The organism is Sphaerisporangium sp. NPDC051011 (assembly GCF_040653595.1).
Taxonomy (GTDB): domain Bacteria; phylum Actinomycetota; class Actinomycetes; order Streptosporangiales; family Streptosporangiaceae; genus Sphaerisporangium.
Window position 1 is genome coordinate 1 of record NZ_JBFAGG010000006.1, and the last position, 23978, is coordinate 23978.

Here is a 23978-nt window from a genome sequence, read left to right on the forward strand (position 1 = left end):
GAACAAGAACAATCCAAAGAACGACCCTCAAGATCATGGACAACGGCGATGTCGCCGTACGCCTCCTACGTACTCAACCTGAGTGTCGTCCTACACCTGGTGGGGGTGGCTGGGGTATTCCTCGTCCGGCTCCAGTCGCCAGCGCCAGACCTCGACAGGGGCCGGGCCTGAGGTCGTCAGCATGAGCCGGGCCTCGCTGCCCCGTTCTCCGGTCCACAGTGGTGCCACGGCGTCGGCGGCCACGACGCGGACGCGGCTTTGGGGCGGTCCCTGCATCAGGGCGGACACCGAAATGCCGAAGGTGTCGGCCAGCCGGACCAGGGTGGCGAGGTTGGGGTTGCCCTGGGCTTTCTCCAGTCCCACCAGGGCACCCTTGCTGACCTGGGCGCGCCGGCTGAGTTCCTCCAGGGACAAACCCGCGCGGACGCGGGCCGCCCGGACGTTGTGCGCGACCGTCCGCAGGGCTGCGGCTGTCTCGGCCACCTGATCACCATCCTCACAGTTGACCATTCGAATGCACTAGTAGGTCGTTCGATTGACCGCCACCGGTCGATATGTTGTACGGTTTGGTCGTTCTAGTGAAATAGTAAGGGATATCATGTGATCGCTCTGCTGCTGGCCCTGGGCAGCTCACTCGCTTACGGGTGCGCCGATTTCCTCGGCGGCCTCAGCGCCCGCAGGGCCCATGTGCTGCGCACCGTGATGATCGCGGCCCCGGCCAGTCTCGCGGTAGAACTGCTGCTGTGGCCGCTGCTCGGCGCCTCCTTCAACACCGCGGCCCTCGGCTGGGGCGCCGCCTCGGGGGTCGCCTCGGCCGCCGCGTTCGCCCTGCTCTACCGCACCCTGGCGATCGGTCCGATGAACGTGCTGTCGCCCGTGACCGCGCTGGTGTCCGCCGCGCTGCCCGTCGGTGCCGGCCTGCTGCAAGGCGAGCACCTGGCCGCCGCCGCCCTGGTGGGCCTGCCGCTCGCGCTGGTGGCGGTGGTGCTGGTCAGCGCCGGACACGGCGCGGGCTCGGCACGCCCCTCGCCTGCCGCGCTGCTGCCGGCATTCGGTGCGGGCGCCGCCATCGCCCTTCAGCTGATCTTCCTGCACCAGACGCCGCCCGACAGCGGGGTGGCTCCGCTGATCGTGGGCCGGGCGGTCTCCTCGGCCGTCACCCTGGCCGCGGCCGGGCTGATGCGCCGCAAGCTGGGCTCCGAGCGGCCCGCGTACGCGATCTCGGCGGCCGCGGGCGTGCTGGACTCGGTGGCGAACCTGCTGTTCCTGCTCGCCGCCCGCAGCGGGGACCTCGCCGTCGTCGCCGTGATCACCGCCCTCTACCCGGCAGGCACGGTCCTGCTCGCCCGCAGCGTGCTCGCCGAACGCATCCACCGCGGCCAGCTCGTCGGCCTGGGCACCGCCGCGGTCGCCGTCAGCCTGCTCGCCCTGGCCTGAGCGAGCCACGCAGCCCACCACACCACCGAACCAAGGAGAACAGCATGTTCATACAGCCCTGGGACGCCGGCCTGGACGAGGCCGAATGGCAGACCTGGATCGCCGAAGGCCACGACTTCGGGCAGCTGAGCGTCAACGGCCTGCCCGGCCACCCGCCCATCGTCGTCCCCACCCACTTCACCTGTGACGGACACCACCTTCTGGTCCACCTCGCCCGGCCCAACCCGGTCTGGGCGGCGATCGAGCACGACCCGAACGTCGTCTTCACCGTCATCGGCGACTACGCCTTCATCCCAGGCCCCTGGCGGGCCAAGACCGGCACCCCGCCCCACGAGGGCGTGCCCACCAGCTACTACACGGCCGTCCAGTTCACCTGCCGGGCCGGCATCGTCGACGACCCCGAGGCCAAGGCCGAGCTGCTGCGACGCCAGCTCGCCCACTTCCAGCCCGACGGCGACCACGCCCCCGTCGCCGTCGACCAGCCTCCCTACGGCCGGATGCTGCCCGGCATCCGCGGACTGCGCTTGGAGGTAATCGAAGCAGTGGCCAAGTTCAAATACGACGACCACAAACCCGTCGAGCACCGCGCCGCCGTCGCCGACCACCTCACCGGACGCGGTCAGGGTCTCGATGTTCCCACCGCACGCCAGCAGCGCCGCCGCCTGGACCGCATCGGCCCCTGGAAGCCCTGACCCCGGCAACCGGCGCACGTACCGCATGCAGGGGAACGGAACTCCGCCCATGCCCGCCTTCCACCTCACTCCCGCTGTCGTGGTGTGGTGGTCGGGTCCAGGGAACTGATCCTCCCGATCAAGACCGAGGCGATGATCAACGTGGGAGGCGCCATCTCACCGTTCAACGCATGGCTGATCTCCTGCGGTGCGACCACCCTGCCGCTGTGACTGCGCCGGCATCTGTCCACAGCCCAGCGGGTGGCCGAGTTTCTGGACAGCGATCCGCGGGTGCTGCACATCGCCTACCCAGGTAATTCGCTCTTCGGCCCGACGCTCGACGAAATCCGGGCTTCACCAAGAAGCCGTTTCCTCATCTTGGAGACAGCCGCTCCGCCCGGGACCCATAAGCCCACTGAGATCGACGACCTCGTCGCGACCCTCGCTGCGCGGAAGGATGTCATCGGCTTCAACTGGTACACCTACTACCAGGCCGGCGTGAAAGATGAGACCGACTGGAAGGTCGACAGCGGCTCGCAATCCCTGGCGGCCTTCCATTCTGCGGTCACGAACGCTCTCGCCGGATTCAACATGGAGCACCGTTGATGGAGATAGGGCACCTTGATGGAGGTTGAGATCACAACCCCGGCCTTCGGCACCGGACGCACCGCCCCGCAGCGGCTCGGGGACGAACTCCAGGTGAGCCGCTCGTCGATCCAGGAGGGCCAGGAGGCCCCGCGCGTGCTGGACAGCATGGGGGCCCCGCTCCACGACACACCTGCCCACCTTGTCCCCGAGGTCGCCCCGGCCGGGTGGTCAGCCCGGGACGGTCGCCGGCGTGCCTGGGTGTGCCGAGCTGGTCTCGGCCTCATCATGGTGGTGCAGGCCCTGCTGTCGATGCGGCTGCACAACACCGCCTTCATGGACGAGGCGCTGTACATCTACGCCGGCCACGCGGAGTTCGCGCACATCTTCCACGGGGCTCCGGTGAACTCCTCGTACAGCAGCACCTTCTCAGGTTCACCGATGCTGTATCCCCTGCTCGCGGGGGCCATGGACTCTCTGGGCGACCTGACCGGGGCACGCGCCCTGAGCCTGTTGTTCATGCTCGGCTGCACGGGCCTGCTCTATTCGCTGACCCGCCGCCTCTTCGAGGAGCGCGTGGGCCTGTTCGCGGCCGCACTCTTCGTGGCCGCCCAGTCGACGATCGTGCTGGGTTGGTTCGCGACCTTCGACTCCGCGGCCCTGTTCCTGCTGGCCTTCGCGGCGTGGGTCGTGGTGCGCACCGACCGGGCCAATCCGTTCACGGTCCTGTTCGCCGCACCGATCCTGGTCCTCGCCTTCTGCACCAAGTACGCCGCCGGACTCTTCATCCCCACGGTCGTCGCCCTGGCCGTCATCGTCGCCTGGCCCCATCGGGGCGCCCGCGCGCTCTGGCGCGGGGTGCTGCTGTCAGCCGCCCTGGGAGCCATCGGCGGCGCGGTGCTGTACGGCAGTTCCATCCTGGCGGGCATCCAGTTCACCACCACCTCCCGGGCTCACGGCACCAACTCCACGAGCTCGCTGATCGACGTGTCCGCCGACTGGATAGGGTTGGCCCTCGCCTTGGCGTGCTGGGGGGCACTGTCCTACGTGTGGCGCGGCCGTATCGGCGAGGTCACCTCCGCGGCCCGGAAGGCCACTGGCGAAGAGCCGGGCAGGATCTGGCGTGCGATGCTGGGCCTCCTGCTCTGTGGGACGGGTCTGCTGGCCCCGGCCTACCAGATTCACTTGTCGACCTCCGTGTCCCTCCACAAGCACGTCGGGTTCGGCCTCTTCTTCTTCGCACCGCTGGCCGGGCTGGGCCTCGCCAGGATCGTCGGCCCGCATTTCCGCCGCGCCGCGATCGGCCCACGTTTCCGCCGCGCCACGATCGGCGTCGGCCTGCTGATCATCCGCGCCGCGACCGGCCTGCTGATCATCGTGCTTGCGCTCTCCGACGGCATGGAGCAGTCCCAGCGACGGTACGCGACCTGGCCGGACTCGACGCGCCTCGTCGACCTTCTCCGTCCACACGTGAACGGCAACGGCCGGTACCTCTCGGACATCGCGCAGGTGCCAATCTACTATTTCCGGGACATCACCAAATGGAATCAGTGGACGGGCACCTACTACCTCAACTACACCGACACCAAGGGCGTCAAGCGCACCGGTGCGGACGCCTTTGCGGCAGCCATCGATGACGGCCGCTACAACTTTGTGGTGCTGCAGAAGCCCGGAGTCTCGAAGTTCGATCCGGCCATCGCGAAGGCCCTGCCGACTAGCGGCAAGTACCGCCTCTACGCGGAGCTGCCATTCTCCACCACCTTCGGGGACGGCTCCTACCAGGTCTGGATGAGGACATCCGATTCGCGTGGAACGTCAGTCAGTTGATCAGCGTGGAGGACTGGCTGAGATCCGACGGCCTCGGCCAAGGTCCAGCGGTTCTTGTCTTCCCGGTGAATCACCAGGCCTTGTGGCGCGCGCTTCGCGCGTCGAGGGGAGACGTCAGGAGATGGTGAGCGCGCCGTTCGCGTTACGGGCGCACGTGACGATCGTGCGGGGCGCGGCGGCGAGGGCGCCGGTCAGGCACTGGCCGAGGGCGGCGTGACCCGCGGCGTTGGGGTGCCACGACTCCTGGCAGGTCTGGAAGTAGGTGACGCAGGTGTTCGCCAGCCGCTGGATGCCGATCTTGTCCCAGCCGGACAGGCTGGTGATGAACGTACCGGACGGCCCGTCCTGCACCCGGAGCGGCGTGGCGAGCGCGCCCGCCGGGCTTCCGGGGTTCTCGCAGAGCCGGGCCCCGTCGAAGGCCCTTTGGACGTCCAGCACGCGCAGGTCGGCCGTCGGACGCTCGGCCGCCAGCGTGGAGTAGGCGTTCTTGACCAGGGAGCCGAGGTCCTGGGAGAACACGTACCCGGGGGCGAGGCTCGCGCGGTGGATCGGGCAGCCGGCGGCGTACCGCTCGGCGCCGAGGGCGCGGAACTTGTCGCGGGTGTCGGTGCGGCCGTCCTCGTCCCAGTACTGCGGGGCGACGTCGAGCGGCAGCGGGTTGGTGTAGGTCTGCAGGACTACCTGGTGGACGCCGTCGGCGTCGATTTGGTCGAGGGTGTCGAGGATCCGGCGCAGGGCGGCGGTGGTCTCGGTGGTGGCGGCGGCGACCTCGGCGTCACTGGCCAGGTCCGAGACGGTGCAGGGCTCCTGCGGCACCGGGCCGCCCAGATACGCCCAGAACTCCCACCAGCCCGTCCAGGCGTCCGCGATGAAGCGGTTGGCGCACAGCGTGGCCACATCGCCGAAGGTGAACTGGGCGTTGTTGGAGCCGAGGCCGATGAGGACGACGTCGATGTCGTGGGTCTGGGCGACGGCGCGTAGCTGGTCGAGTTGCGAGGCGACGGAGCGGCCGTTGGCGCGGGCGCTGGAGGGGTTGGCGATGTCGGCGGGCTGACCGCCGGAGCACGCGAGGTTGAAGCGGTCCTGGATGCCGGGGAGTGACGCCTTGAACAACGAGGCGTTCGCCGACCGGTGGCAGAAGTAGGCGTTGCTGTTGGCCGCCGACCAGCCGGGGAATGCCTGTGCCGTTCCAGAGGCGTCGACGACGGGTTGGTAGTCCCCTGCGCCCTCACCGCTGACGAAGCTGTCGCCGAGCGCGACGGCCGCGGTGGGCAGGGCCGCCTGCGCCGCTCCGCCCTGGACGACCTGGATGCCGACCGCGCCCACCAGGAGCGCGACCATCGCGGCCACACGCCGGAGAACCCTCACAACTCCCCCATTTCCTACTAAACAAGTACGAAATAACGGTTATGCAGATGACAACACGCCGCGCCGATGGCGTCAAGATCTCCATGAGATCCGGCCGCTTCACCTAAAGAGATCGCGTATCGCCCTGACCGTCAAGCATGCATTTGCTTGCTCAGTTCGAGCATTCAGCGACCGAACGGGTCGAATCAGGTCGGGGACTACTACATTCACGACTCGATGTGGTCTTCCGCGCTGCCAAGGAGAGGTACATACCTCAGACTCCCCAGCGGATCGCTCTCTGATGACCGGCCTTATGCGCACGTCAGAGCTCTGCGAGCAGCGATCGATACACTTCCCAAGCTGACAGCGCGGGTCCGATTCCCGTCACCCGCTCCCCTCGACCGGCCAGGTCAGCTAAGCATTCCTGGCAGAGTTGATGGTCCAACCGGCCTCGATCAAGATGGTTGAAGGCAGCAGGAGCGGCACTTCCAACTCTTCAAGGAGACGTACGCACGAGGTGTGGTACTTGTCATCCCGATCGACGACGGCGATCAGGGGGCCGGTGTCCAGCAGCGTGGCAGCCACGTTGACCGATTGAACCGCTCCGCTAGCAGATCCTCGACCTGTTCCGAGAGATTCCCTTCACCAGAGGCACCGATCCCTGCAATGGACAACCGACGGCAAAGCGGCTGAGAGCGCTCTTCATCCACTGCCTCGGCCAACTCCGGATCTGTCTCCACCAATCGCAAGAGGCATACAGTAGCCGCAGCATAGTGAGATCGCCACCGAAATGCGGATCGTCGGACCCGCCAGTCGATCTTCACGGGCATACCGTGGGCATACGACCCAGAACCCGATCTCCTCGGACCGCACGGCGGTGACCGAATGCTGCATGCGCTACGGGTCTGATGACATGATCGCTCGGTGTTAACCGCGCCTACCGGACCGGGTGCCCGCTGCAGGCAAGCCCCACGCGCCCCCCACTAAGCGATGGCCCAATCATCGGTTGGCTCGGCGCTCCACGAATACGTCGACAACAGCCACAACTAGCGCGGCCAGCACGAACATCATGTTGATCAGTAGGGCGTGCTGGAACGCCTTCGCATGGATGCCATGAGCCGAACCCACCGCCGCAAGACCGACGGAGGCGCCGATTCGCTGTCCTGTCTGAAGCACGCCGCCGGCAACGCCGGCCTCGGCGAACGGCACCGCCGACAAGGTGAATGTCTGGTTTGGCGAGACGATCAGGCCGTTGCCCAGCCCTGCCAGAAACAGTGCTGCTGCGATCATCCAGGCCCCGCTTTGGCCGGTAGCCAGCCGCATGGCGGGTTCCGTGGCGCCCAATCCAACCGTGACCAGCACCAGTCCGAATGCGAGGAGCGGGCGGCCGAATCGGACGACGAGTCGACCGCTCAGTGCGGCACTGAATGCTGATCCCAGCGCGAACGTCGCACTCAACAAACCTGCCCGCAGAGCGGAATAATGCAGGCCTTCTTGCAAGTATTGAGTGACAAGGTAGAAGATTGCGGTGAATCCGCCAAAATACAGCGCAGCGAGCAATACGCCGAGGACATATGAGCCTCGACGAAACAGGGACATATCAACCATCGGACTGCTTCGCTGTCCGTACCAACGCTCCCAGCGTACGAACCCGGCCAGGACGACGGCCGAAGCCAACAGCAACAGCCACTTGCTCTGTGCCTGCCACTCATGTCCTTCCACGAGCGGCAATAGCAGCAGCAATATACCAGCAGCCAGAATTAAAACTCCAACAGGATCAATGCTCTCTCGTTTCCGTTTCCTAACCTGCTGCCTAGGTACGTATCGGTACGCCAAGATCACGGTGATGATGCTGATCGGTATGCTGACGTGCAAGACATGGCGCCAGCCCGCCTCTTGGCCGGTAAATTGAATAAGCAGGCCGCCCAATAGCGGGCCGATTGCCGTGGAGAAGCTGATCACGGCGCCGAGCAGTCCGAAGGCCCGTCCCCGTTCCGCGCCCCAGAAAAGCTGCTCGATCAGGCCGGTGATCTGCGGGGCCATCACACCTGCAGCAGCCCCCTGTACGACCCGTGCCACGATCAGCCAACCCGGTCCCGAGGCTGCTCCCGCCACGGCGCTGGCCAATGTGAAAAGGACCGAGCCGAAGACAAATACATTGTGCCGGCCGTGTGCGTCGCCGAACCGCCCGGCGGGTATCAGCACCAGCCCGAAGGCGAACGCGTATCCAGAAACAACCCACTGCAGGTCGCTCGGCGAGGCGTGTAACGCGATGCGGATAGCGGGTAGCGCCACGTTGACAATGCTGATGTCCAACCATGTGACGAAACCGGCGATCAGGCAGACGCCCAGAGCCTTCCACCGGCGGGGGTCCGAAGGCTTCTGCCCATGCTCGCCGGGCGCCCCGCCTGCAGGGACGCCGCCACTCATCTGATCGGGCACCGGAGCAACGCTCCGTTACACCGTCTCGCCACGGCACCGCACAGTGCCGCTGACTACCGCCACCATAAAGCCGCACCGAGCCAAATCTTTCCTTACGTACTCATAGTCCTCCGGCGGCCCGGCATCGTGGGGACTTCCCGCACCGCCGTCGTGGCTGTTGCCACGAGCGAGAAGGCGTGATGACGCTCGGTGGATCTCCCCTAGGTGATCGGCGAAAATCCACTCTCCTTGTCCTATTCCGGAACCAGGTTCCCAATACACTCACAGAACGGTATCGATTGGATCTCCCTGACATCTGCCGACGACCGACTCGACGGCATACTCAGGCAAGCAAGCGATCTTGGACGGATCATTAACCGGGCTGGGCTGTGCGGCTGTTGAGCTGGACGTAGCGTGGAACCGCATCGTCCTGTGAGGACCCTCCGCTTGCTAAGTAGCTCTGCGGGTCATCGCCCCTGGATCGCTACGAGCGTTTTAACGAGAGGGAGACTTTCATGATGGAGAAGGCTTACCAGATCGCGCTGCTGGTCGCTCGGGTCATCGTGGGCATCATCTTCATTGTGCACGGGGTGGAGAAATTCACGAGCATCGACGCCACCACCGCGTTCTTTCAGTCGTCCCATGTACCCCTGCCCAGGGTGTCGACCCTGGTGGCCGCGGCTGTCGAACTGGTCGGAGGCGTGGCTCTTGTGCTCGGGTTGCTGCTGCCGTTGTTCGGCACGCTGCTTGCGCTCGACATGCTGTTCGCGATCATCTTCGTTCACGCAAGCAAGGGCTTCTGGGTATCCAAGGACGGTTACGAGTACGTTCTGACACTCTTGGCTGTCTCCATCGCCCTCGCCTATAGCAGGGGAGGATTCCTCGCCGCGGACAGCCTGTGGCGGCGGGGTCGCAAGGCCCAGGAATGACACTCCCTCATCGGGAGCAAGGACGTGGCGCCCTCGACCGAACTGCGCCGATGGTATGTCCATGATCCGGCCAAGTTCACCGAGTTCCGCCGTCGCTACACGCCATGGAGCGCGCGGTTCATGGTGGCGCTCCGTCTGCTGATTCAGTTATCAGACGTATTCGGGGGCACGCCCGAGGGCCGGGACAGTGCCCCGGATGGGGGCATCATGAGCATTCCGCGAGGGCAGGTCCTGGTGCTGTACGGCATCGCCGGGAATCTCGCCAAGAAGAAGATCATTCCAGCGCTGTATCGGCTCACCGCCCGCGGCTTACTCGACGTTCCGGTCATCGGCGTGGATCGCGGGCCGCTGGACGCGGCCGCGCTGCGCGACCACGTGCATGACAGCGTCGCCGCCGCCTGCGGAGGGGTCGATGAGGAGGTGTTCGGCGCGTTCGTCGGCAGGCTCGTGCCGGTGGTCGGCGACGTGACAAAGCCCGACCTCTATTCGGAGGTCGCGCGCCACATTCCCGACGACGCGTTCGCGGTGCACTATCTGGCTGTGCCGCCCGCGCTGTTCGGGCCGATAGCCGAGCGGCTGGGGGCCGAGGGACTGAGCGCCCGCGGCCGGCTGGTGGTGGAGAAGCCGTTCGGCCACGACCTTGCCTCCGCGCGGCAGCTCAACACCGCGCTGCACCGGCATTTCCCGGAGGAGCGGCTGCTGCGGGTTGATCATTTCCTTGATAAGGAGACGGTGCAGAACCTGGTGGTGTTCCGTTTCGCCAACAGCCTGCTGGAGCCGATCTGGAACCGTGATCATGTCGCCGCCGTGCAGATCACGATGGCAGAGGCGTTCGACGCAGCCGACAGGGGGGCGTTCTATGACGCGGTGGGCGCCGTCCGCGACGTCGTACAGAATCATCTGCTGCAGGTCCTGGCGTACCTGACCATGGATCCTCCGGCCGACCACGGCGCCGAGAGCGAACGCGACGAAAAACGCCGGCTGATGTGTGCGATACGCGCGATCGACCCTGATGACCTGGTGCGCGGCCAGTACGATGGATACCGCGACACGCCGGGCGTTGCCGCCGGGTCGACCGTGGAGACCTACGCCGCGGTGCGGCTGTGGATCGACAACTGGCGCTGGGCCGACGTGCCATTCCTGATCAGGACGGGTAAGGCGCTCGCGGTCACGAGCACCGAGATCGCGGTACGGTTCCGCCGGCCGCCGCGCATGCTGTTCGCATCCGGCGACGGCGACCGGCCGCGACCGAACATCGTGCGCTTCCGGCTGGAGCCCAATCCCGGGGTAACGTTCGAGCTGCTCGCCAAGGCCCCCGGACAGATCGACGCGATTCGCGAGGTGCCGGTGTCGGTCGACTTCCGGGGCGGGCCGGGTCAGCTGGAGAGCGCGTACGAGCGGATCTTCACGGATGCGCTTTCGGGCGACCCGCGCCACTTCGCCCGCCAGGACAACGTGGAGGAGGAATGGCGCATCGTCGCTTCCATCCTCGACGCCACGGCTCCGCCGGAGCGGTACGAACGCGGCTCCTGGGGGCCGTCCAGCGCCGACCGGCTCGCCGAGGAGGGCCACTGGATTCCCACCGTCGTCCAAGCCTGACCGTGATACCCGCGTCGCTGTCTCCTCCAACAGGCCACGGATTACGATTTAGCCCTTGAAGAAGAGCTCCGTGCACCTCAGTGCGAGATCGCTGACGACGATCGCAGAATGTAGCGCTCGACGGCATTGGCGAAGCCTTCGTCCTCGTTGGACGTTGTGATCCGCCGGGCCGCCCGCTGGACTTCGATGCTCGCGTTTCCCATCGCGATGCTGAGGCCGGAGTGGGCGAACATGAGGACGTCGTTGGGCATGTCACCGATGGTGGCGATCGCGGCGGCGGGGATCGAGAATCGTTCGGCCAAAAATTGCGCCACCTGTCCTTTGTTCGCGTTGGGATGGGTGATGTCGAGGTAGTACGGCTGGGAGCGGGCCGCCGAGACGTGGTCGCCGATCCTCGCGTGGGCGGCTTCGGAGGCCTTCGCGACCGCGTCGAGGTCGTCGCTCACTCCAACGATCTTGACAACCTCGCGGGCATGGGCGTAACTGTTCGTGGCGATGGGTACGAACTTCACGGTCCAGGCTTCCCGGTCGACGTGCGGCCCGTTCGGGTTGCGCACATACCATTCGGTGCCCTGGTAGATCCAGACATCGAGATCGAACGACTCCAGCAACGAGATCACCGGGTCGACCATGGGGTCCGGGATGACCTGCTGCTTGATGGCCGACATGTCGGGTTCCACGAACAGGCCGCCGTTGAATGCGGCGATCGGCGTGTTGAGCTGGAGGGGGTCGACGAGCATGGACATGCCGCGCGGCGGGCGGCCACTGGTGATCGCGAAGAGGATGCCGGCCTCGTGGAGCCTGTGAACGGCCTCGCATGCGCGGTTGGTGAGGATCTTGTTCGGTGTGACCAGAGTCCCGTCGACGTCGGCTAGGAGCAGGCGCGTTGCTTGGGTCATGACCACCTCCTGGGGTATGCGGCGTCCTTGTCCGCGAGCACGTACGAGCGCGCCGCCTCCACCCGCCCGGCGGGGATCGCCGGATCACCGGCCAGTAACTTGCGCAGTGGTGTTCGCTTGTCGGCTCCGGTGATGAGCCAGAGTAGCTGGTCGGCGCGGGCGAGGGCGGGATAGGTGAGCGTCATCCGCGGATGGCCCTGGTACGGCCGGGTGAGCGCGACCAGCCGATCGGTCACGGTGAGCACCGGGTCGCCGGGGACCAAGGAAGCGGTGTGACCGTCCGGGCCGAGGCCGAGATGGACGAGATCGAATCTGGCCGGCAACAGCTCGGCGTATCGCCCCGCGGCGGCTTCCAGGTCGGCGTCGGTCACCGGCATGGGTACGATCTCGACACCCGCCGCGCCGAGGCTTTCCCGCAGGTGGGTCAGGTTTCGGTCCGGGTCGCCATCGGGTGCTACGCGTTCGTCGGCCTGGAAGATGGTGATGTTCTGCCAGGGCAGGTTGCGGGTGGCGAGCGCCGCGAACATCTTCCATGGCGTGTGGCCGCCGCTGACGGCGAAGGTGAAGCGCCCGTGGTCGACGACCGCGGCGGTGGCGCGGTTCGCGACCTCGGCGGCGGCGTGGGTGGCCACGGCGTCCGGGTCGTCGAGGATCTGCAGGTCGTGGCGCATTCAGGGTCAGTCCTTCTTCTCCGCGTGGCCACCGAATTCGGCTCGCATCGCCGAGAGCGCCGCGTCGGAGAAGTGGCCGAGCCCACGCGAAGAGAACCGTTCGGACAGCGCCGCGCTGATGGCCGGTGCGGGCACGCTTTCCTCGATCGCGGCGATCAGCGTCCAGCGCCCTTCGCCGGAGTCCGAGACATGCCCTCGGAAATCGTGGAGCTGCGGGGATCGGGCCAGCGCGTCGGCCAGCAGATCGACCAGCCAGGAGGACACCACCGATCCGCGGCGCCACACCTCCGCCACCTCGGCGACGTCGATGTCGTACTGGTAGGCCTCGGGGTCGCGAAGCGGCGCGGTCTCGGCGTCGACGGTCCGTTCCTTCATCCCCGCGTTCGCGTGCCTGACGATGGACAGGCCCTCGGCGATCGCGGCCATCATCCCGTACTCCACACCGTTGTGAACCATCTTCACGAAGTGCCCGGCTCCGTTCGGGCCGCAGTGCAGGTAGCCGTAGGGGGCGGTGCCGTCGCGGGTCCGCCCCGGCGTCGGTTCAGCGGTTCCTGTGCCGGGAGCGATGGTCGCGAAGATCGGGTCGAGTCGCTCGACAGGTTCGTTCTCGCCGCCGATCATCAGGCAGTAGCCGCGCTCGAGACCCCACACCCCGCCGGAGGTGCCGCAGTCGATGTAGTGCAGCTCCTTGGCGGCGAGCCGGTGGGCCCGGGTGATGTCGTCGCGGTAGTAGGAGTTGCCGCCATCGATCACCGTGTCGCCGGCATCGAGCACCTCGACGAGCTGGTCGAGCGCGGATTGAACGACCCCGGCGGGAAGCATCAGCCACACGGCCCGAGGCCGGTCTAGCTTACCCGCCAGGTCGCGAAGCGACGTGGCGGCGGTCGCGCCCTCGGCCTGCAGATCCTTGACCGCGTCTTCGTTGACGTCGTAGACGACGCAGTCGTGCCCGTCGCGCATCAGCCGGCGGACGAGGTTGGCGCCCATCCGACCCAGGCCGACCATTCCCAGCTGGATGGCTCTGTCCGATGCCATGATTCCCCCAAGCGGTTGTCTCTAGGTCTGCTTCAACCTCCGGTAGTGGCAGACTTGGCGAACCCGATCAAGTCGACCGGGATGAGCCGGGTGCCCTGGTGGATGAGCTGGTAGAAGCTGTACTGACCGTTGGTGCCGGGCTCGCCCCAGTACAGGGGGCCGGTGTCGTAGTCGACCGGCACACCGTCGACGGTGACGCGCTTGCCGTTCGACTCCATCGTCAGCTGCTGCAGGTAGGCCGGGAAGCGTTTGAGGTACTGTGGCATCGGCGCGATATCCATCGGCGTACCCGGATGCCCCGACTTGGCCCGCTGGATCGCGTCCAAACACAGGCCACGGATCGTGTTAATGGACAAAGCGTCCATACGTCCCCTTAATCACGAGACTACCAGCGATCCGAGATCGAGGTCAGCGAACGGTTCGCCGAGCGCGGTCCGAAGACCGCTTCACCCATCCCGAGGCGCCTCTTCCACGCCCCACCGACGCCACCGGCAACGAACGCAAGCCGCCGGCCCTCGGGTCTACGACACCCTCCTCGACTTGGCCGGCGTCGAGCACGTCGCTGAGGAAGGCGTGCTGAAGGAGATGTCGGAGGGGTCGATGTGGCTGATGCTGCGTTTTGGCGGCCACACCCGCGAACAGCCGCGCGTGAACGCACAGCCGCCTCAACTGCGCGGCCGGGCTACGCGCCCTCGGCCAGACTGGGCCCAGCTGACACGATCGTGGCCGACACGAGGGCCAGGCCCATGCCACGCACCCGTCAGGGCGTTGGCAGCAGGCGCGCGACGCCCCCGCCTTGAGGGCGCGTTGCTGCTGCCCGCGATCCGCGGCGCGGTACCCGCCGACGACCCGCGGGGCCAGCGTAGGGGGCCGTACGGCGGACCGGGCTCAGGTGGCGTCGTAGACGAGGAGCCCGTCGTCGAGAAGACGTGCGCCGGCGGTCGGCCGGTGTTCGGCGAGCCGCCCGTCATGGGCCAGGTGCAGTACGGGGACGTGGTGGACCAGCACGGCGTAGTCGGCGATGATCCGCCGATGGCAGCGCCACCAGACGGACTCGGCGCACATGATCGCGGTACGGGTGGCCGCCGCCTGGTCCAGGAGGTCCTTCAGGGCGGCGTGAAACTCCGGTCCGCGGCTGTAGCCGGCGTACCCACGGAAGGAGTCGTTCCGCCAGAACGTGTCGGGCGAGTCCGGGGCCGGCCTGCGGAAACCGCCGAGCCTCCTCTCCCACCGGTAGTCGATGCCCTCCTCCGGCAGCCAGGCGGAGAGCTCCTGTCTGCCCACGTCGGGGAGGCGCCGACTCCCCGGCGCGGTACGCACGTCCACGACGGCCTCCGCGTCGACGCCGTGAAGGAGGGCGGCGATCAGGGTCCGGGAGGCCGTGCCGTGGCCGAAGGTGAGCAGCGGAGGCGCCTGGTCGCGGTCGGCCGGCAACGGACGGAGGTCTGCGGTACCCACCAGCGGTGTAGTACCTGGGGACCCGAGGGCCAATCGCCTGATCAGGACGATGCCGCCGGGCGAGAACACACCGGTGGTCGCGGAAAGTACCAGCCCGCCTGAGAGTTGGGCACTACAGCATCCCTGCCATGTTGGAGGCCTGGGTCGGGTAGACGAATAGCGCATGCTTCAGCGCGTCGGCGCGGACGTCCGCTCGGATGGCAAGAGCGAAGACGTTCGCGAACTCGTCGGCCTCCGGGCCCAAGAGGTGAGCTCCGAGAATCTTGCCGCTGCCCTTCTCGATCAGGATCTTGTACATCGACGCCGGCTCGGCGACCCGCCGCGCTGAGTACCAGCTAGAGGTATCCGCCTGGTTAACGGTGAAAGTCAGGCCCTTGGCGTGAGCTTCCTCCTCGGTCATCCCCACCGCGCCCAGTGCGGGAATCGAATAGACCACACTCGCCATGCCGAGGTAGTCCGCCGTACGCTGGTTGCCCTCCACAATGTTGTGGGCAACAAGGCCGCCCTCGTACTGAGCGAGGGGCGTCTCGGGCAGCCCTCCGCTGTTGGCCGCGTCACCCGCCGCGTACACCGCCGGGTTCGAGACGCTCTGCAGGTGGCCGTTGACCCGGATCCCACGGCGATCGAACTCGACCCCGGCAGCGGACAGGTCGAGATCGTCCACCTCGGGTGCGCGACCAGCCGCATGGACAACCATGTCCGCCTCGAACACCTCAGGCCCCGAATCCGTCAAGGCCGTGACCTTGAAGTTTCCCGATGCTCTCTCGACGCCCGTAACCTTCGTACCAGTCCGAACGTCGATGCCCACGTCACGGGTGCGCTCCACTAGCCGCGCCACGAGGTCTTGGTCAAAGTGTTTGAGTGGCCGAGCCCCTTGGTGCAAGATCGTGACTGCCGCGCCAGCCCTGGCCGCGATGTGGCCGAACTCGAAGCCGATGTAGCCGCCTCCGACAAACGCGATCCGTCGAGGCAACTCCTGCAGGTCGAGAAACTGGTCGCTGCGGGTGAGGTGGTGCTCGCCCTGGATGCCCAGCCTGGTCGGCCACGCGCCAACTGCTACGACTACGTGAGCGCCATCGAGCATGGCCTCGCCAACCTCGATCGAACGCTGGTCAAGAAAGCGCGCACGCCCGTGGAAGGGTTCCACCCCTGCTTGGACGAAGCCATCCTCTCGCTGCCGGGGAAAGGGGTCTGTGAACGTGGCCTTGAAACGGATCAGCTCAGGCCAGTCGATGCGCAGGTCCCCAGCAACGCCTCGGCCCTCCATGCGACGTTTCCGATCGATGATCTCGGCCGCTCCCACCAACACCTTCTTGGGGTCACAGCCGCGCAGCCCACAGGTGCCGCCAAAGGGCCGGGAATCGACGATCGCCACCTTCTGGCCGGCCGCCCGGCATTGCATGGCCACCGCTGAGCCGGCTTCCCCTGTTCCGATCACAACGACGTCAAAGGACTTCTTCATGATCCATCCTTATGGCTATCCGTTCGATCAGGTGCTTCTTCATTGACGGCACCAATGGCCTGACGCTGCTGCGCAAATGCCGCTCGCGCACAGACTGTCCGCAATCGTTCCGCTACCCTAAGTGCACTAGTTCGACACGTCCGTCGACTCGATGCTTCGAGCAGGGCCGATGTAGGCCGTTCCTGCCTGTGCCCTCAAGCTGCGGGCTCCAGCCGGTGGGGGGTTGCGCTGGCGGGGGTGCGTCGTGGCGACCGCCCCGGTCGGTTCGACAACCGGTCCTACGTGCAATCATGGAGGGCTGAATCCGGTGGGTGGTTTCGAACTCATCGGCTGGCGGACTGGCCGGCGACAGGGCCCATGGAGCGAGGCGGCTGGCAGCACTCGGTCCGCAGCCTGGTTGCAAGACGATCCCACCGCGTAGGCCGATGATGGGGAGAAGGCGTCCACTGACTCATACAAGTGCAGCCAGTTGGGGAGCACTGTCATGACCAAGGACATCACGTACCGCAGGATCTACGAGGAATCCTCGCCCGAGGACGGCAGGCGGGTGCTTGTCGATCGCGTCTGGCCGCGGGGGATGCGTAAGGAGGACGCACATCTCGACGAGTGGCTGCGTGACGTCGCCCCGTCCACCGAACTACGCCGCTGGTACGGCCACAAGCCCAGCCGCTTCGCCGAGTTCCGCCGCCGCTACCTCACCGAACTGCGCGGGCCTGCGCGGCACCAGGCCGTAGACCATCTGCGATACATCGCCGACCACGACAAGCTGACGCTGCTGACCGCCACCCACGATGTCGAACGCAGCCAGGCCGCCGTCCTCGCCGAGTGGCTGACCAGCACCGGGAGATCTAGGGCTTGATCCGCCGCGAGCCCCCAGCACCTTTGCCGCAGGTGTCGTTCGCCGAGGATGAGCGTCCGGTCGATGACCTCAGCCTCGTCCTGTTCCTTGCGCGGCTCTGGCAGGCCACGCTACGCGGCGAGACCGCCCCGGCCTGACTGCATCGTGCGGTTGCGGGCGGCAGACGGAACTGCGCGTCTCCCCGTACTGAGGAGCCCGCTGCGGACTGACTCGAACCCTACTTGGGTCCGTGTCCGGAAGTCAGCGGGCCCCTCAAACCGACCATTCCGATTTGCATCTCGTGTCTCCTTCTTGTTCTTGTGTCATGCCTGGTCTTGGAGCTGCCCTTGGTCCGCTCCGCGCGGGCCGACGATCAGCCGCACCGGGCGGTTGCGGAACAGGTAGCCGGACACCCAGTTCGCCAGCACCAGCCAGCGGTTGCGCATGCCCGCGATCCGGGCGATGTGCACCACCAGCCAGGCCAGGAATCCCGGCTGCCCGCTGAGCCGGACCGGTCCGATGTCGGCCACGGCGAAGCCGCGCCCGACTGTGGCCATGGTGCCCAGGTCCTTGTACCGGAAGGGCTGCGGGATGTCTCCGCGCAGCAGCGCGCCGATATTCCTCGCGGCCTGCCGGCCGGACTGGATGGCCACCTGGGCGAGCATCGGCAGCGGCTCCCCGGCGTCAGGCTGGGGGATCTCCGCGAAATCGCCCACAGCGAACACCTCCGGGTGCCCGTCGACCTGCAGGGTGGGCGTCACCACGATCCGCTCGTGCGAGCCGAGCCGGAGGCCCAGGCCGTCGGCCAGGTGCGAGGAGCGCACCCCGGCGGCCCAGACCACCGTCGCGGCGGGGACCGTTGTCCCGTCCTTCAGGCGCAGGCCCGTCTTGTCGACTTCGGTGACCATGACCCCGGAGCGGATCCGGACGCCCTTGCGCCGCAGCGCCCGGTCGACCGCGGCCGGCAGCGGCCGGGGGAACACGGACAGCGGGTGGCGGCCGGCCTCGGCGAGCGTGATGCTCACCTCCGACCGGTCCAGGCCGGGGAAGTCCCGGGTCAGGGTGCCGGTGACCAACTCGGCCAGCGCCCCGGCGAACTCGGTCCCGGTGGGACCGCCGCCGACCACCGCGAAGCTGAGCAGGCGAGCCCGTTCGGCCGGATCACCCGTCCAGGCGGCGGCCTCGAACCGGGCGAGGATGGCGTTGCGCAGCTGCAGCGCCTCGGGCAGGTCGTTCAGCCCGAGGGAATGCTCGGCGATCTCGGAGTGCCCGAAGTAGGCGTTGACCGCCCCGGCGGCCAGCACCAGATAGTCATAGGGCAGCCGGCCCTGGTCGGTGTCGACCGCCTTCGTGTCCAGGTCGACGCCAGTGACGGTGGCGAGCCGGAACGACACGTTGCCCAGCCGCCGGACCTCGCCGCGGACCGGGTAGGCGACGTCGTCGGCTTCCAGCAGGGCGGTGGCCACCTGGTACAGGAACGGGGTGAAGGTGTGATAGTCGTGCTGATCCACCATGGTGACCTGGACGGGCGCCCGGTGCAGGGCCTTGGCCGCGGCCAGCCCGGCGAAGCCGGCCCCGATGATCACGACCATGGGCCGGGGGGCGCTCACAACGCTCGCCCTCTCGCGGCCCGGTGCCGGCGGATCAGCGTCGTGGTGGAGGAGTCATGATCCAGGCTGGGCGCCGCTTCGGACAACAGCTCGCCCTCGATGGTCTTGGCCAGGATCTTGCCCAGTTCCACGCCCCACTGGTCGAAGGAGTCGATGCCCCAGATGACTCCCTCGGTAAAGACCCGGTGCTCATACAGGGCGATCAGCTTGCCGAGGTTCGCGGGGGTCAGGCGCTCGGCCAGGATCAGCGTGGTGGGCCGGTTGCCCTCGCAGACCCGGTGGGGGATCTGGGCGGGCGGGCTGCCGGCCTTCCGCAGTGCCTCTTCGTCCCGGCCGAAAGCCAGCGCCTCGGCCTGGGCGAACATGTTCGCCATCAGCAGGTCGTGATGGTCGCCGAGATCCTCCACCGGCTCCCAGAAGCCGATCAGCTCGGCCGGGATCAGCTTGGTTCCCTGGTGCAGGGCCTGGTAGAACGCATGCTGGCCGTTGGTGCCGGGCTGGCCCCAGATGATCGGGGCGGTCTGCCAGTCCACCCGGCGGCCGGCCAGGTCCACGTGCTTGCCGTTGGATTCCATCTCCAGTTGCTGCAGGTAGGCGGCCAGCCGGGCCAGGTAGTCGCTGTAGGGCAGCACGGCGACGGTCTGGGCGCCGAGGAAATTGTTGTACCAGACCGACAGCAGGCCGAGCAGCACCGGCAGGTTCGCCTCGAACGGGGCGGTCCGGAAATGCTCGTCGATCTCGTGGAATCCGGACAGCATCTCGGCGAACCGCTCCGGCCCGATCGCGACCATCAGCGACAGCCCCACGGCGGAGTCGAAGGAGTACCGGCCGCCGACCCAGTCCCAGAACCCGAACATGTTCGCGGGGTCGATGCCGAATTCCCTGACCCCGTCGGCGTTGGTGGACACTGCCACGAAGTGGCGGGCTACCGCCGCGGTGTCCCCGCCCAGCCCGCCGACCAGCCACTCCCGGGCCGAACTGGCATTGACCAGGGTCTCTTGCGTGTGCCAGCTCTTGGAACAGACAATGAACACCGTCTCCGCCGGGTCCAGGTCCCGCGTCGCCTCGATCAGGGCGGCCCCGTCGATGTTGGACACGAACCGAACCGCCTTGTCCAGGTCGGTGTAGGCGCGCAGCGCCGTGTAGGCCATCGCCGGGCCCAGATCAGAGCCGCCGATGCCGATGTTGACCACGTTGCGTATCGGCCTGCCGGTGTGACCTTTCCAGGTCCCGTCCCGCACCGCCCGGGCGAAACCCGCCATCCGGTCCAGGACCTCGTGCACCTCAGGCACCACATCGGCACCGTCGACCTCGATGGATTGGTCCCGGGGCGCCCGCAAGGCGACGTGCAGCACCGCCCGGCCCTCGGAGGAGTTGATCTTCTCCCCGGCGAACATGGCATCGATCCGCTGGCGCAGTCCACACTGACGGGCCAGGTCCAGCAGCGCGCCCAGGATCTCATCGGTGAGCAGGTTCTTCGAGTAATCGAGATGGATCCCGCAGGCATCTGCGGACAGCCGCGCGGACCTGCCCGGGTCCTCGCAGAACATCTCCGCCAGCCGCAGGTCCTCTGTCTTGGCCGCGTACCCCTCCAGCCGCGCCCACGCGGGCTGATGGCGGGCCGGTATCGGCTCGGACTGTGCCATGGAACTCTCCCTCGTTCGTCGTCCGTAGCGATGACGGGCGGGTGAACGACGCGGTCAGCTCGCCCCGGAAAGCTGCTCGTGCCTGGACCCGATCCGGTCCAGCAGGTCTTTCCAGGAGGTCACGAAGGCGTCCGCGCCCTCGCGCTGCAGCTCGCCCGCCAGTGAACCGGCGTCGATGCCGGCCCTGGCGAAGGCGGCGATGACCTCGTCGGAGTCGCCGCCGTCGGCAGGCAGCAGCTCGCCGGCCTTCCCGTGATCGGCGAAGGCCTCCAAGGTCTGGTCCGGCATGGTGTTGACGGTGAACGGAGCGGCCAGCGCGGCCACGTACAGCACGTCCGAGGCCTCGGGATCCTTGACCGAGGTGGAGGCCCACAGCATCCGCTGCGGCCTGGCTCCTTCGTTGGCCAGCCGTTCCCAGCGCGGGGAGTCCAGCAGCTCCCGGTAGGCGCGGTATGCCTGCCTGGCCACGGCGATGCCCAGCCGGTCGCGCAGCTCCTCAGGGACCCGCCCGGCCACCGCCTTGTCCCACCGGGACACGAACAGCGAGGCGACCGAGCCCACGGCCGGGTCCAGGCCGTCGGTGATCCGGCGCTCCACGCCGCGCAGGTAGGCTCCGGCCGCTGCCTGGTACTGCTCCGCCGAGAACAGCAGGGTCACGTTGACCGGCACCCCCGAGTAGATGCATTCCTCGATCGCCGGCAGGCCCTCGGCGGTGCCCGGGATCTTGATGAACAGGTTATCCCGCGCGGCCCTGCGGTGCAGCGCCCTGGCCTCGTCGATCGTGCTGCCGGTGTCGTGCGCCAGCAGCGGGGACACCTCCAGCGACACCCAGCCGTCCACCCCGTCGGTCCGGTCGTGGATGGGCGCGAACAGGTCGGCGGCGCGGCGCAGGTCGGCCACGGCCAGCTCGAAGAACACCTCCTCGTCGGAGGCTCCGGCGGACTTGCGGCCGGCGATGTCGGCGTCGTAGTCGCGGCCGCCCTCGATCGCCTTGTCGAAGATCGTCGGGTTCGAGGTGAGCCCGGTCACCGAGTACTCGGCGATGTAGCGGTCCAGGGTGCCCTCGTCGAGCAGCGCCCGGGTGATGTTGTCCAGCCAGATGCTCTGGCCCGCCTCGTGCAGGGCCTGGGTCGGTTTCATGGCTCTTCCTTTCCCCGCAGGACGACCGGGACGGTGCCGGTCACGGCCGGCGGGCCAGCTGGTCCCGGGCTGCCTGGACGACATGGGCGGGCTCGAAGCCGAACATCGCCTGGACCTTCTGGATCGGCGCCGAGGCGCCGAAGGTCTCCATGCCGAGGATGGCTCCGTCGATGCCGACATACCGGCACCAGCCGAAGTCGGCGCCCTCCTCGACCGCGACCCGGGCGCGGACCCGCGGCGGCAGCACCTCGTCGCGGTAGGCCTGATCCTGTCTCTCGAACAGCTCCCAGCAGGGCATCGACACCACACGAGCGCGGATGCCTTCCTCGGTGAGCGCCTCATAGGCGGCCACGCACAGCGCGACCTCCGAGCCGGTGCCGATCAGGATCACATCGGGCTCCGCGCCCGGGGGGTCGGCCAGCACGTAGCCGCCGCGGGCCAGGCCGGAGGCGGCGGCGTAGCGGGAACGGTCCAGGGTCGGCAGCTTCTGGCGGGACAGCACGAGCACGGCGGGCTCGTGACGCAGCGGCATGATCACCCGCCACGCCTCGGTCACCTCGTTGGCGTCGGCGGGCCGGATGACCAGGATGCCGGGCATGGCCCGCAGCGAGGCGAGCTGCTCGATCGGCTGGTGGGTGGGGCCGTCCTGGCCCAGGCTGATCGAGTCGTGGGTCCAGATGTAGATGACCGGGATCTCCATCAGCGCCGACAGCCGCATCGCGCCGCGGGCGTAGTCGGTGAAGATCAGGAACCCGGAGGCGAACGGCCGCACCTTTGCCAGCGCCATGCCGTTGGCCATGGCGCACATGGCGTGCTCGCGGATGCCGAAGTGGAAATTCCGCCCGGCGTAGCTGCCGGCCTCGAAGTCCCCGGCGCCGTCGAAGGTGAGCCGGGTCTTGGTCGAAGGGTACAGGTCGGCGGCTCCGCCGAGCAGCCAGGGGACGTTGCGGGCCAGGACGTTGAGCACCTGGCCGGAAGACTCCCGGCCGGCCAGTCCCTTTGGGTCGGGTGGGAAGGTGGGCAGGCCGGAATCCCAGCCGCCGGGGAGTTGGCGGTGGCTCATCCGGTACACCTCGTCGGCCAGTTCGGGGTGCGCCTGACGGTAGCGCTCGAACAGCGCGAACCATTCCGCCCGCAGTTCCGCGCCGCGGCGGCCGATGCCCTCCCGGAAGTGCTCGTACACCCCGTCCGGCACCAGGAAGCGGGCCTCTTCCGGCCAGCCGTAGAACCGTTTCGCGGCCCGGACCTCGTCCTCGCCGAGCGGCTGGCCGTGCGCCGCGGCGGTGTCGTGCTTGTGCGGGGCGCCGTAGCCGATGTGGGTGTCCACGATGATCAGCGTGGGCCGCCCTGACGTCGCCTTGAACGTGTCCAAGGCCTTGGACAGCAGGTCCAGGTCGTTGGCGTCGCCGACCCGGGTGACGTCCCACCCGTAGCTCTGGAAGCGGGCGGCCACGTCGTCGGAGAACGCCAGCGAGGTGGATCCCTCGATCGTGATGTGGTTGTTGTCGTAGATCCAGCACAGGTTGTCCAGGCGCAGGTGCCCGGCCAGCGACGCCGCCTCGCTGCTGATTCCCTCCATCATGCAGCCGTCGCCCATCAGCGCGTACACATCGTAGCCGAACAGCCGGAAGCCTGGCTTGTTGTAGCGTTCGGCCAGCCAGCGGCCCGCGGCCGCCATGCCCACGCTGGTGGCCACCCCCTGGCCCAGGGGCCCGGTGGTGGTCTCCACCCCCGAGGTCCACCGGTACTCCGGGTGCCCAGGGCAGCGGCTACCGGCCTGTCGGAACGTCTTGATGTCCTCCAGCGTCACCGAGGGCTTGCCGGTGGTCTCGTACTTCGGGTTCACCGCCTGCACCCTGGCCAGGTGCAGCAGTGAGTACAGCAGCATCGAGGCGTGCCCGTTGGACAGGATGAACCGGTCCCGGTCCGGCCAGATCGGGTCGGCCGGGTCGAACCGCAGGTGCCGCTGCCACAGGCAGTACGCCACTGGGGCCAGCGCCATCGGGGTGCCGGGATGCCCGGATTTCGCCGCCTGCACCGCATCCATGGACAGGGTGCGGATCGTATCGACGCAGCGCCGGTCCACATCCTCGGTGGCGAGCTGATTTGCTTGATCGGTCATGGGTGGTTCACGCTCCTCTGGCTGTGGCCGCGCGGGAAGTGGCGGTCCACGCGGCGACGTCGCGCAAGGAGGTCACGCAGGCCGTACCGGCCGCGTGGTATCGAAGATGGCCGAGCCGACGACGATGGTCGCCCCGGCGTCGACCGCCATGGCGATGGTCTGTTCGTGGATGCCTCGTCCACCTCGACGTCTGAGCGGGTAAGCCCCGGCTGGCCGGCAGTCCCGCGGCGGGCACCTTGTCCAGCGTCGAGGTCCAGCGTCGAGGAGATCAGTTCCTGGTC

The 23978-nt window shown here is 67.6% G+C and carries 21 protein-coding genes and 2 pseudogenes; 8 read left to right on the forward strand and 15 right to left on the reverse strand.

From position 1 onward, the window contains the following. Positions 1 to 90 precede the first annotated feature (90 nt). Positions 91 to 483, reverse strand: a complete 393-nt coding sequence (locus tag AB0H21_RS15155) for a helix-turn-helix transcriptional regulator (protein WP_358516572.1) — start codon at positions 481 to 483, stop codon at positions 91 to 93. 117 nt (positions 484 to 600) lie between these two features. On the opposite strand from AB0H21_RS15155, the gene AB0H21_RS15160 reads away from it, so the two are divergent. The 5 genes from AB0H21_RS15160 to AB0H21_RS15180 all read left to right on the forward strand — a co-directional run bounded on the left by AB0H21_RS15160 (position 601) and on the right by AB0H21_RS15180 (position 4520). Next, positions 601 to 1437, forward strand: a complete 837-nt coding sequence (locus AB0H21_RS15160; protein ID WP_358516574.1) for an EamA family transporter — start codon at positions 601 to 603, stop codon at positions 1435 to 1437. Between the two features lie 44 nt (positions 1438 to 1481). Further along, entirely contained in the window at positions 1482 to 2129 is a 648-nt protein-coding gene (locus tag AB0H21_RS15165) for an FMN-binding negative transcriptional regulator (protein WP_358516576.1), read from the forward strand. 87 nt (positions 2130 to 2216) lie between these two features. Continuing rightward, positions 2217 to 2339, forward strand: a complete 123-nt coding sequence (locus tag AB0H21_RS15170; protein WP_358516578.1) for a hypothetical protein — start codon at positions 2217 to 2219, stop codon at positions 2337 to 2339. 30 nt (positions 2340 to 2369) lie between these two features. Beyond that, positions 2370 to 2714, forward strand: a complete 345-nt coding sequence (locus tag AB0H21_RS15175; RefSeq protein WP_358516580.1) for a hypothetical protein — start codon at positions 2370 to 2372, stop codon at positions 2712 to 2714. A gap of 18 nt (positions 2715 to 2732) precedes the next feature. Further along, positions 2733 to 4520, forward strand: coding sequence for a glycosyltransferase family 39 protein (locus tag AB0H21_RS15180; RefSeq protein ID WP_358516582.1), 1788 nt, complete (start codon positions 2733 to 2735; stop codon positions 4518 to 4520). Positions 4521 to 4634: 114 nt separating this feature from the next. Here the strand turns inward: AB0H21_RS15180 and AB0H21_RS15185 are convergent, their stop codons facing one another. The 3 genes from AB0H21_RS15185 to AB0H21_RS15195 all read right to left on the reverse strand — a co-directional run bounded on the left by AB0H21_RS15185 (position 4635) and on the right by AB0H21_RS15195 (position 8309). Beyond that, a complete protein-coding gene (locus AB0H21_RS15185) occupies positions 4635 to 5888 on the reverse strand; it encodes a hypothetical protein (RefSeq protein WP_358516584.1) in 1254 nt (417 codons plus the stop codon). Positions 5889 to 6281: 393 nt separating this feature from the next. Then, positions 6282 to 6452, reverse strand: coding sequence for a hypothetical protein (locus AB0H21_RS15190; protein ID WP_358516586.1), 171 nt, complete (start codon positions 6450 to 6452; stop codon positions 6282 to 6284). Between the two features lie 414 nt (positions 6453 to 6866). Beyond that, positions 6867 to 8309, reverse strand: coding sequence for an MFS transporter (locus AB0H21_RS15195; protein ID WP_358516588.1), 1443 nt, complete (start codon positions 8307 to 8309; stop codon positions 6867 to 6869). Between the two features lie 494 nt (positions 8310 to 8803). On the opposite strand from AB0H21_RS15195, the gene AB0H21_RS15200 reads away from it, so the two are divergent. Together AB0H21_RS15200 and zwf are read left to right on the forward strand one after the other, a co-directional pair. Beyond that, positions 8804 to 9217, forward strand: coding sequence for a DoxX family protein (locus tag AB0H21_RS15200; protein WP_358516590.1), 414 nt, complete (start codon positions 8804 to 8806; stop codon positions 9215 to 9217). A gap of 24 nt (positions 9218 to 9241) precedes the next feature. After that, entirely contained in the window at positions 9242 to 10816 is a 1575-nt protein-coding gene (gene zwf, locus AB0H21_RS15205) for a glucose-6-phosphate dehydrogenase (protein ID WP_358516591.1), read from the forward strand. 77 nt (positions 10817 to 10893) lie between these two features. On the opposite strand, the gene AB0H21_RS15210 is transcribed toward zwf, so the two are convergent. From AB0H21_RS15210 to AB0H21_RS15240, 7 genes and pseudogenes are all read right to left on the reverse strand, one after another. Continuing rightward, positions 10894 to 11715: a Cof-type HAD-IIB family hydrolase gene (locus tag AB0H21_RS15210; protein WP_358516593.1), complete on the reverse strand. Its 822-nt coding sequence runs from the start codon at positions 11713 to 11715 to the stop codon at positions 10894 to 10896. Further along, positions 11712 to 12386, reverse strand: a complete 675-nt coding sequence (pgl, locus tag AB0H21_RS15215; protein ID WP_358516595.1) for a 6-phosphogluconolactonase — start codon at positions 12384 to 12386, stop codon at positions 11712 to 11714. The genes AB0H21_RS15210 and pgl overlap by 4 nt, the downstream gene beginning before the upstream one ends. 6 nt (positions 12387 to 12392) lie before the next feature. After that, positions 12393 to 13421, reverse strand: coding sequence for a phosphogluconate dehydrogenase (NAD(+)-dependent, decarboxylating) (gene gnd / locus AB0H21_RS15220; RefSeq protein WP_358516597.1), 1029 nt, complete (start codon positions 13419 to 13421; stop codon positions 12393 to 12395). Between the two features lie 34 nt (positions 13422 to 13455). Next, positions 13456 to 13678: pseudogene (locus AB0H21_RS15225) on the reverse strand (glucose-6-phosphate isomerase); the annotation flags it as partial. A 45-nt stretch (positions 13679 to 13723) separates the two neighbouring features. Then, a pseudogene (locus tag AB0H21_RS15230) lies at positions 13724 to 13786 on the reverse strand (hypothetical protein); the annotation flags it as partial. A gap of 523 nt (positions 13787 to 14309) precedes the next feature. After that, positions 14310 to 14879 (reverse strand): DUF488 domain-containing protein, encoded by a 570-nt coding sequence (locus AB0H21_RS15235; RefSeq protein WP_358516599.1) that lies wholly within the window; start codon positions 14877 to 14879, stop codon positions 14310 to 14312. Between the two features lie 112 nt (positions 14880 to 14991). Beyond that, positions 14992 to 16341: an NAD(P)/FAD-dependent oxidoreductase gene (locus tag AB0H21_RS15240; protein ID WP_358516601.1), complete on the reverse strand. Its 1350-nt coding sequence runs from the start codon at positions 16339 to 16341 to the stop codon at positions 14992 to 14994. 484 nt (positions 16342 to 16825) lie between these two features. Here AB0H21_RS15240 and AB0H21_RS15245 point away from each other — a divergent pair, with 484 nt between their 5' ends. Further along, positions 16826 to 17200: a DUF488 family protein gene (locus tag AB0H21_RS15245; RefSeq protein WP_358516603.1), complete on the forward strand. Its 375-nt coding sequence runs from the start codon at positions 16826 to 16828 to the stop codon at positions 17198 to 17200. Between the two features lie 302 nt (positions 17201 to 17502). Here the strand turns inward: AB0H21_RS15245 and AB0H21_RS15250 are convergent, their stop codons facing one another. The 4 genes from AB0H21_RS15250 to tkt are packed head-to-tail and all read right to left on the reverse strand — an operon-like array spanning position 17503 to position 23697. Beyond that, positions 17503 to 18789 (reverse strand): NAD(P)/FAD-dependent oxidoreductase, encoded by a 1287-nt coding sequence (locus AB0H21_RS15250; protein ID WP_358516604.1) that lies wholly within the window; start codon positions 18787 to 18789, stop codon positions 17503 to 17505. After that, entirely contained in the window at positions 18786 to 20435 is a 1650-nt protein-coding gene (pgi, locus tag AB0H21_RS15255) for a glucose-6-phosphate isomerase (protein WP_358516606.1), read from the reverse strand. Before pgi ends, AB0H21_RS15250 begins: the two co-directional genes overlap by 4 nt. Before the next feature lie 54 nt (positions 20436 to 20489). Continuing rightward, positions 20490 to 21575, reverse strand: coding sequence for a transaldolase (gene tal, locus AB0H21_RS15260; RefSeq protein ID WP_358516608.1), 1086 nt, complete (start codon positions 21573 to 21575; stop codon positions 20490 to 20492). 40 nt (positions 21576 to 21615) lie between these two features. Beyond that, positions 21616 to 23697, reverse strand: coding sequence for a transketolase (tkt, locus tag AB0H21_RS15265; RefSeq protein ID WP_358516610.1), 2082 nt, complete (start codon positions 23695 to 23697; stop codon positions 21616 to 21618). Positions 23698 to 23978 lie beyond the last annotated feature (281 nt).